This window comes from Legionella drancourtii LLAP12, assembly GCF_000162755.2.
In the GTDB taxonomy this organism is placed as follows: Bacteria; Pseudomonadota; Gammaproteobacteria; order Legionellales; family Legionellaceae; genus Legionella; species Legionella drancourtii.
The window spans coordinates 45,789-54,451 of record NZ_JH413828.1 but is presented as its reverse complement, the minus strand read 5'-3'; the positions used below and the strand labels follow the sequence as shown (position 1 = coordinate 54,451).

Sequence of the window (8,663 nt, the reverse complement as noted above, 5' to 3'; positions counted from 1 at the left end):
TTTTTTATTCTCGTTTTGACAGAATAGAGCATTGCTCATTTGACGCTCAATCGCTGTCAAACCACCTACAAAAAATTGTGCCTCCATTTCTGGAAAAGATAACCGAAGTGGATATAAATAGAACCTTACCCATAAACCTTTATAAGGCAAGTGACTGGGAGGAGCGCCTTCTTGGGCGCTGGGAGATTAAAAAAGATAATCTTTATTTTGTTGAGGGTGCATTGCAAAATGCTCTGGACAGTGGTTTTCCTATTGAGCTGCAAAATCCTCCTTTGCATGATGAAAAATTCATCACTTTTTGGCAACAGGCTTGTTTACTCGGCAAAATTGAGCATGCGGGACGCACGATTCATCTTCCTATGTCCTTCCGTTTTCTTACAAGCGAAGGTTATCCTTGGGAAGAATTAACTGCTTGCATGACCTTGGATACTGCGCTTGTACCTGAAGCTGAAGTCTTAAACCCAAGCCGTCTGAGCGAGTTTTTCAAGCGTTATGAATGTGACAATGAGACAAAAACACTGAATACGATTAATGGCTTGATTGAAGCCTCTGCGAACAGGGAATTACATGTTAATCTAACACATGCCTTGGACGAGAAAGAATGGGCCGCTCTCTTGGTAGCTTGTCAAGAGCATCAAGTTCGTTTAATCGTGCATTGTGCACCTACTATAACCCTTCCTGATGTCTTGAACAAAAAATTATCGGGTAATCGTCTAACTAAAGCGTTAGAGACAACGGAAAAAACCAGAGTTCTTGTCAGCACTGATTATGATACAACGGTAGATCTTTTAACCACAGATGATCCGAGCTGGAAGGTGATAGACGTATCAGAATGTGAAGGCGATGATTTATTAACTCATACCAACGCTAACTTCGAGCCCAAAACTTGCCAACTAGCCTTCCAAAAAACAAACTGCGCGCTTTTAAATGCTTTGGAGAAGGATGAAAAGGTAATATTAAAAGGGCGTTTTTCACAAGAGCTAGTAGAAGCCTTAGCCCCATTATTACTGGCAAGGCACAACAAACCAAATGCACCAGGTCAATTGCTGCTGATAAGTGATAACAATGCTTTTTCTTATTTAAAGGCCGAACAATATAATATAACTCCTGATGTAAAATATGAAAGTCTGAAACGTCTTTTCCTCCCCAGTGACATCGAGCGGCTAAGCCAAGAAGAACTCGAGAGAGAGCCTCTAGCCAAACTTAGAGCCCGTTTATCCTATCTACAAAATAATCCTGATGCATCATCCTCTGAGGATGCATGGAAAGGGTTGCATGGTTTAGCGGGAGGATTGAAATTAGATGAGTTTAAAGCCGACCAAAGTATTGCTATAGCCCTGGCATTTAATGAACAACGTCTTAATTCAGTTACCCAAGTCTTAAACAATTCGCCCTATGTCTTTCTCACGGGCCTTACGGCCGTTGGTAAGTCAACCTTTGTGGAAGAAAATTTTAAGAACACAGAAACCAATGTGCTCTATCAGGGTGAATCCCAACTTCTCGATTGGGCAACCGATTCATCCGATAAACAAAAAATCCTCTTCATTGATGAAGCCAATTTAAGTCCGAGACAATGGAGTGAATTTGAAGGCTTATTTAATAAGTCTCCAGGAATCCTGATTCAGGGCCAATATCATCTCTTAAGCGAGCATCATAAGGTCGTCTTTGCAGGCAATCCCATCAATTATGGGGATGAGCGCAAGCTATCCCCATTTTTTGAGCGACATGGCAATGCGGTAGTCTTCGAACCGATGCCCCAGGAATTCATTTATGAAAAAATTTTAAAACCCGTTTTTGCAGAGACCTCTCTTGATACCCTCGCTCTTTGCCAACCACTTCTTAAAGTTTATCGTTTCTTATGTGAACACTCCGAGGATAAAATTCTCATCTCACCTCGAGAATTGCAAATGATGGCATTGCTAGTCTTGGCTTATCATCAGGCGAATCCAACAGCAAACAATAATCTTCTGGCGGCAGAGCATTATGCCTATACTTTAGCGCAAACATTAGTACCAGAAAAACACCAAAAAGCCTTTAACAGGGAATGTAAACCCCAAGCTGAATTAGAGCGTAAAAAAGCAGTGACTCAACACGATGATTTCCTAATTACGACCTCTCGAGAATGTATCGGCCAACACTTGAGTGATTTACTGGATTTGCGTCAATTCAGACGTCTATCCGCATCCAATAACTCCCAGCGCTATGGTGGTTTAGGCGGTATTATTCTGGATGGCGAGCCTGGTATTGGTAAAAGTGAATTCGTTGTAAGCACATTGCGCGCTCATGGTTATGAAGAAATTCATGATTACAAAGGGAGCGCCAATCTTGATAAGGATAAACCCTTTTATCGTATGCCAGTCAGTATGCAAACCGAGGAGAAAACAGCCCTTTTGATAAAAGCTTTTCATGAAGGAGCTGTCGTAGTTATTGATGAAATTAATAGCTCTCCGATGATGGAGCGTCTCCTCAATGCTTTGTTAATGGGGAAAACACTAGAAGGAGAACGTCCCCAAAAACCTGGTTTTATGGTCATTGGAACGCAAAATCCTGTCACCATGGCAGGACGACGCGCTCCCAGTACCGCGTTAGCAAGGCGCCTGACAACATTGACTTTAGCTCCTTATACCTACGAAGAAATGGTAAAAATTTTAATCCTCAAAGGAGTTGATTCTGATAAGGCCTCAGACTTGGTCAAGGTTTATGAGAATCAGCTTAAAATAGCCCAACAGGAACATTTGTCTCCCGCTCCAACCTTTAGAGATTTGCTCAAGACAGCAGGAAAGATTATCAATCCTGAGGTTAGTGCATTATATAAGTACATTAAACAATTATCACAAGAAGGTGAAAAAGCACCTCAAGAGTTAGCGAAAAAGCTTTCAATTATCGTAAAACAATTTATCCTTGCTCGTGCTGATAAGGAAAAGCCTGAGCGACTAGAAGAATTAAAAGAAGAGTTTACTCAAACAATTAAGAATGAATACAATAAGATAAATATATCTCCTCCTTCTTGGAAGTCTCTTTTAGATACGATAGCTATCGAAGGTCTCTTAGTACAGGAAAAATCAATCTTAAGCCTGTCTTTGCAAGATAGTAGCATTTGCCAACCGAGCCTTAACGCTTATCGTTTCTTATTGGAACACACGGAAAATAAGGCTTTAATCTTACCCTATGCTCTGAAAATGGTAGTTCCCTTAGTATTATCCTGGCATCAACAAAACCCAGAAAATAATTTTTCAGCAGCGGCGGAGCACTATACCTATTATTTGACCAAGACCGCTGTGGCACCAGAACATCGAGCTGCATTTGACGCACAATTTAAACCAAAAACTGAATTAGGAGAGACAAGTATAGGCCGAGTTAAAGCCTTATATGAGCATATTAACGAATTAGATGCTTATGGCAAGAAATTATCTGAAGAAACTGATGATCCCAGAAGTAAACAAGAAAGCGAAAAGGCTGAAGAATTAGCGAAAAATCTTGCAAATACAGCAACAGAATTTATCGCGGCTCGCGCAGATAAAGAGAACCCTGACAGGCTTGAAAAATTAAGAAAAGAGTTTGAGCAAACCCTTAATGAAGGATACCGAGAGCTGAAAATGCACCGAGCCTCCTTGAAGCCTATTTTAACCAATATAGCTATTGCCGCTACGGGCATAGGCTTGTTATTAATGATTGGAAAATGGCTATGCACTTCGAAGGAACAAAGAACTTTTGGCTTTTTTGCTGAAACCCAGGGACAAAAAAGGATTAAAGCTATTGAAAAAGCTCGCCAAGAACTTGATGAATGTAATGATCCCCAGAATTCAGGTCATACAAATCGAAGAAGTTGAGCGATAATTTGCTATAGCCCGGCATAAAAATTAGCCATCAGCGACAAACTTTCTTTTTTAAACGCAGCACGTTGATGGCGCTGAGCTAGCAGCGGATTTAGCCCCTATTCATAATCTTGCACGTGTAGGTTTGGCTTAGTGGCTTTTGTAAGAGAGGATTGTAAACCGCATCGCCGTCAAGTTAAAGAAAACCTCTTTCTCCCACCCACTGCGCGGAGAGAAGGAAGTTTTCGTTTGTCCCAACATTTGCGGTTTATCAGGCTTTATCAATTGATCTTAAGCTTTTCTAGCTTCAGCTTGCTCGTCATCATTATCTCTAAGTTCAAGCCACATTGCATTTAATATTGCAAAAGCACAGGCTAAGCCCGTGCCTAAAATCCAGGAAAAATACCACATAAAATAATCTCCTAATAAGCCGTTTCGTGATTCTTGGTAATCGTCTCTGCCGTTACCTTACCGCGTAACACACGGTAAACCCAAGCGGTGTATCCCAGCACAATCGGCAAAAAGATGATGACCGCTACTAACATAATAAATAGCGTTAACTGACTAGACGAACTGTCCCAAACAATTAGGCTTTGCCCAGGATTTGTAGACGAGGGGAGGATGAATGGAAACATGCTCACGCCAACCGTGGCTATAATCCCCGTAACGGAAAGAGCGCTACAAACAAATGCAAGCTTTGCAAAGCGAGTTAATATTAGTGCTAAAAATGCCCCCAAAATACCCACAATTGGTGCTAATAAAGTAATTGGGAAATTACGGTAGTTATTAAACCAGGCATCGGCTTGCTGCACGGCCGTTTTATAAAGCGGATTTGATGGACCATCATGAGGTAAAACGTTGCTTAAGGTATAACCATTAATGCCATAATGGAGCCAGAATCCAGCCCCAATAAATACAAGCAAGGTAAGTAGTGCACTTATTCTTCCCGCTTTAATCGCACTTTGTTGTAGGTGTTTTTCGGTTTTCACATTAAGAAAACAAGCACCATGCATGGCGAGCATTAAAATGGATAAGATACCGCATAGTAAGGCAAATGGGTTCAGTAAAGCGAAAAAGCTCCCGGTGTAAAATGGGCGCAAATTATCGTCAAAATGAAAGGGAACACCTTGCAATACATTGCCTACGGCAACACCAAAAATGAGTGCAGGAACAAAACCACCAATAAATAAAGCATAATCCCAAAAGGCGCGCCATTGGGGATTATTTACTTTGGAGCGGTATTTAAAGCCCACGGGTCGCAAAATTAATGCAAGTAGAATCAGGAGCATTGCTAGATAAAAACCTGAGAAAGACACGGCATATAATGCTGGCCACGCCGCAAAAATTGCACCACCACCAAGAATAAACCAGACTTGGTTTCCTTCCCAGGTTGGTGCAATACTGTTAATCAGTACACGTCGGTCCATATCGGTTTTTGCAATCCAGGGTAGCCACATGGCAACGCCTAAATCAAAGCCATCAAATACGGCAAAACCAATCAGTAAAACACCAAGCAATACCCACCATATAACACGTAATGTTTCGTAATCTAAAGGCATCATTATTCTCCTAGTGAGCTAGATTATCAGGGCCAAGACGGATGTATTTGACCATCAAGTAGACTTCAACTACCGCAAGCGTACTGTAAAAGAGGACAAAGCCGGAAATGGATGTAAGTACTTGGGCGGTGCTGACTGATGAGGTACCCATCATCGTCGGTAATATTCCTTGTACTACCCAGGGTTGACGTCCATACTCGGCCACTATCCAGCCTAATTCAGCGGCAAGCCAGGGCAAAGGCAATGCCCAGAAGGCCGCATGTAAATACCAACGCGAAGTATGTAGTTGACGTTTGGCTGACAAGTAAAAACCGACAGCGAATAATAAAATAAAGAAGAAACCGCAGGCGACCATAATCCGGAACGAGAAGAATAAAGGAGTAACATTAGGTTTCAGATCGTGAGCTGCTTTATCAATTTGTTCTTCGTTGGCATCAATAACCTTTTCGGTGTATTTTTTCAATAACAAACCATAACCTAAATAGGCATTATGCGCTGTAAAATCTGCCTTTGCTTGTTCATCATTGGGATTTTTCTGGAGGCGTGTTAACGCATCATAGGCGAGCATGCCTTCTTTGATGTGCTCTTTTCCTTGGGCAATCAACTCAGCAATCCCTTCGAGCGGTTGACTAAAGGAACGCGTAGCGATTAATCCTAAGGCATAAGGGATTTCAATAGCATAATCGGTGGTCATTGATTGTTCATTGGGAAGGCCTATCAGGGTAAGCTCTGCCGGTGTTTTTCCCGTGTGCCATAGGGCCTCGATGGCAGCAAATTTCATTTTTTGATTATTGTAATCAAGATGCCCACTTTCATCACCTAAAACAACTACTGCTAATGCAGAGGCTAAGCCAAAGCTTACCGCTACCGTCATCGAACGTTTGGCAAAATTAATGTTTCGGCGTCGTAATAAAAAGTAGGCGCTAATAGAAAGGACAAACATGGAGCCAGTGACATAGCCGGCACTAATTGTATGAACAAATTTAGCTTGGGCCACTGGGTTAAACATCACGGTGGCAAAGTTGGTGACTTCCATGCGCATGGTCTGGAAATTGAATTCGGCACCCACAGGATTTTGCATCCAGCCATTTGCAATTAAAATCCATAAGGCCGAAAGATTGGTGCCTAAAGCCAGAAGCCAAGTACAACACATATGCTGCACACGACTTAGCTTATCCCAGCCAAAGAAGAATAAGCCAACAAAAGTGGCCTCTAAAAAGAAGGCCATAATGCCTTCGATTGCTAAGGGAGCACCAAAAACATCACCTACATAATGCGAATAATAAGACCAATTCGTACCAAATTGGAATTCCATCGTTAAACCGGTAGCCACACCTAAAACGAAGTTAATTCCAAAAAGCATACCCCAATATTTGACCATTTGCCGCCAAATATCGCGTCCCGTCATGACAAAAATGGTTTCCATAATGGCTAAAATTAAGGACAAACCTAACGTCAATGGAACAAATAGAAAATGGTACAGCGCCGTTAGGGCGAATTGGAGACGGGAAAGATCAACTAGGTCACTACCAGGAATCATGGGCTCACCTCATAAGTAAAAATGAATGTAGCATTTTTAGGAGGACAATTAATAGGTTGCTGATTTTAACTATTAATTGTCCTTGAATTTATGGTTGTTTTTGTTGTTGTACTGTACCAAACAACCATTGTTCTGTATTTCTATTTGGCTTTTCCACGTTTTTGAAGCAGACAGTCCATAATACAAATAACAGAGAAAATTTAATTACTAAAGTCAATAAGATATCACGAGTCAGTGGTTTTATCATGTACATTCACTCCTCTTGGTTGCCTTTGTTTAACATGCCGAATTTTAATGATTCGGCAATTAACGACGCTCTATGAATTATTTCTTCCGCAGCTTCTTTGGGCAAATGCTTTATCGCCTCTTGTTTAAATAAATTGAGCCAGCGGAGAAAGTGTTCTTCTTTAATGGTGGCGAATTCTTTCAGTAAAGCATGTTTTTGGTAGGCGTTGCCGTGGTACTCATTGGTTTTCAGCATCACACTGTTCCAAAACTGGCACAGGAGGGGAAGATGTTTCTCCCAATCAACTTTAGCTACCTCATTAAAGACAGGACTTAATACCTCATCTTTTTGCACGTGTTGATAAAAATGAGTTACGAGTTTTTTTATATGTTCTGTAGTTAGCGCAGTCATAATTTACTGCCAATGTGTCAGTTAGAACAATGATAAATAAGTTGTATTTTAAATGCAACTTATTATGACATTAGACCGATATAACTTAGGGGTTAGTTTTTTATAGCATTCAGAATTTTAAGCAAAGCCATGGCATTATTACGTTCTTTTTCTTTTGAACCAAATAATAAGGTAACCGTTTCTGTTTTTGCTTTTTCTTTAATCATGTTCAATAGTTCTTGCTTGTCTGCAAGTTCTGTTGCATAACGCTGTTGAAATTCAGGCCATTTTTCCGGTTCGTGGTTATACCATTTGCGTAACATATCGCTGGGGGCAATTTCTTTTAACCACTGATCTAATGCTGCTTTTTCTTTTTTTATCCCCCGAGGCCATAATTTATCTACTAATATCCTAAATCCATCGGGTGGCTCAGGCGCTTCGTAAATCCGTTTAATTTTAATCATGAGCGTTCGCTAATTTATTTTCAGTAATTGATGTAGTGCAGCCTGATTATGCATAATGTCGGCTAAGGTAAATTTTTCTAAAACAGTTAAAAATGCTTTTTGCGCCTCATAGAGGATGGTTTGTAATTTGCAGGCTGATGCAATCCGGCACGGTTCTTTATTTTGGTTAAAACAAGGAACTAAATCAAAATTTGGTTCTAATTTTAGGATAAGCTGCTTTAAGTTAATTTTATCAGGAGAAATAGCCATTTCTATACCGCCATTTTTTCCGCGGATGGTTTTTACGATACCTATTTGAGATAGGCGGTGAATTATCTTTATTAAATGATTCCGGGAAATAGAATAGGCAATTGAAATTTCGTTAATAGTACAGATTTTTTGTCGTACACCAATGTAAATTAAGGCGCGTAATGAATAATCAGTAAATTGCGTGAGTTGCATAAATAGTTGAAAAAAACGTATGGCATCTTATTATCTCATTTATTTGCTGTATTGAAAATGCCATAGATAATTCACGCAAAACACCACTTTAATCATAGTAATTACTGCAATAATTAAGCCCATTTTGAGCTATACTAAAAGTAAGGAATAAATAAAAAAATGGGGATGTATCATGAGTGGAAATACTATGAGTAACGTCATACGTACCGCAGTTTTTACTCTAGGCCT

At 40.4% G+C, this 8,663-nt stretch carries 8 protein-coding genes; 1 reads left to right on the top strand and 7 read right to left on the bottom strand.

Annotation, left to right across the window (positions count from 1 at the left end; translation table 11 throughout):
* The first annotated feature begins 107 nt into the window (after positions 1–107).
* Positions 108–3,830, top strand: coding sequence for an AAA family ATPase (locus LDG_RS10400; RefSeq protein WP_148263553.1), 3,723 nt, complete (start codon positions 108–110; stop codon positions 3,828–3,830).
* 276 nt (positions 3,831–4,106) lie between these two features.
* Here LDG_RS10400 and cydX read toward each other — a convergent pair whose 3' ends face one another.
* The 7 genes from cydX to LDG_RS10370 form a co-directional block, all read right to left on the bottom strand.
* Complete coding sequence (gene cydX / locus LDG_RS19020; RefSeq protein WP_006871302.1) at positions 4,107–4,226, bottom strand: cytochrome bd-I oxidase subunit CydX; 120 nt, start codon at positions 4,224–4,226, stop codon at positions 4,107–4,109.
* Between the two features lie 11 nt (positions 4,227–4,237).
* Positions 4,238–5,374, bottom strand: a complete 1,137-nt coding sequence (gene cydB, locus LDG_RS10390) for a cytochrome d ubiquinol oxidase subunit II (protein WP_040535389.1) — start codon at positions 5,372–5,374, stop codon at positions 4,238–4,240.
* A gap of 10 nt (positions 5,375–5,384) precedes the next feature.
* Positions 5,385–6,914 carry a cytochrome ubiquinol oxidase subunit I gene (locus LDG_RS10385; RefSeq protein WP_006871300.1) on the bottom strand — a complete coding sequence of 510 codons (1,530 nt, stop codon included), beginning with the start codon at positions 6,912–6,914 and terminating at the stop codon, positions 5,385–5,387.
* Between the two features lie 88 nt (positions 6,915–7,002).
* Positions 7,003–7,161 carry a cytochrome oxidase putative small subunit CydP gene (cydP, locus tag LDG_RS19885; RefSeq protein WP_006871299.1) on the bottom strand — a complete coding sequence of 53 codons (159 nt, stop codon included), beginning with the start codon at positions 7,159–7,161 and terminating at the stop codon, positions 7,003–7,005.
* Positions 7,162–7,167: 6 nt separating this feature from the next.
* Positions 7,168–7,551: a group III truncated hemoglobin gene (locus LDG_RS10380; protein WP_006871298.1), complete on the bottom strand. Its 384-nt coding sequence runs from the start codon at positions 7,549–7,551 to the stop codon at positions 7,168–7,170.
* Between the two features lie 92 nt (positions 7,552–7,643).
* The gene (locus LDG_RS10375; protein ID WP_006871297.1) at positions 7,644–7,994 is read right to left on the bottom strand and encodes a DUF488 domain-containing protein; all 351 of its coding nucleotides are present in this window, start codon (positions 7,992–7,994) and stop codon (positions 7,644–7,646) included.
* Between the two features lie 9 nt (positions 7,995–8,003).
* Entirely contained in the window at positions 8,004–8,435 is a 432-nt protein-coding gene (locus LDG_RS10370) for an Rrf2 family transcriptional regulator (RefSeq protein WP_006871296.1), read from the bottom strand.
* Positions 8,436–8,663 lie beyond the last annotated feature (228 nt).

What these genes read in the sequence shown, in the direction of transcription:
- cydX (WP_006871302.1), bottom strand. Translation starts at nt 4,226, where the DNA reads ATGTGGTATTTTTCCTGGATTTTAGGCACGGGCTTAGCCTGTGCTTTT.
- cydB (WP_040535389.1), bottom strand. Translation starts at nt 5,374, where the DNA reads ATGCCTTTAGATTACGAAACATTACGTGTTATATGGTGGGTATTGCTT.
- LDG_RS10385 (WP_006871300.1), bottom strand. Translation starts at nt 6,914, where the DNA reads ATGATTCCTGGTAGTGACCTAGTTGATCTTTCCCGTCTCCAATTCGCC.
- cydP (WP_006871299.1), bottom strand. Translation starts at nt 7,161, where the DNA reads ATGATAAAACCACTGACTCGTGATATCTTATTGACTTTAGTAATTAAA.
- LDG_RS10380 (WP_006871298.1), bottom strand. Translation starts at nt 7,551, where the DNA reads ATGACTGCGCTAACTACAGAACATATAAAAAAACTCGTAACTCATTTT.
- LDG_RS10375 (WP_006871297.1), bottom strand. Translation starts at nt 7,994, where the DNA reads ATGATTAAAATTAAACGGATTTACGAAGCGCCTGAGCCACCCGATGGA.
- LDG_RS10370 (WP_006871296.1), bottom strand. Translation starts at nt 8,435, where the DNA reads ATGCAACTCACGCAATTTACTGATTATTCATTACGCGCCTTAATTTAC.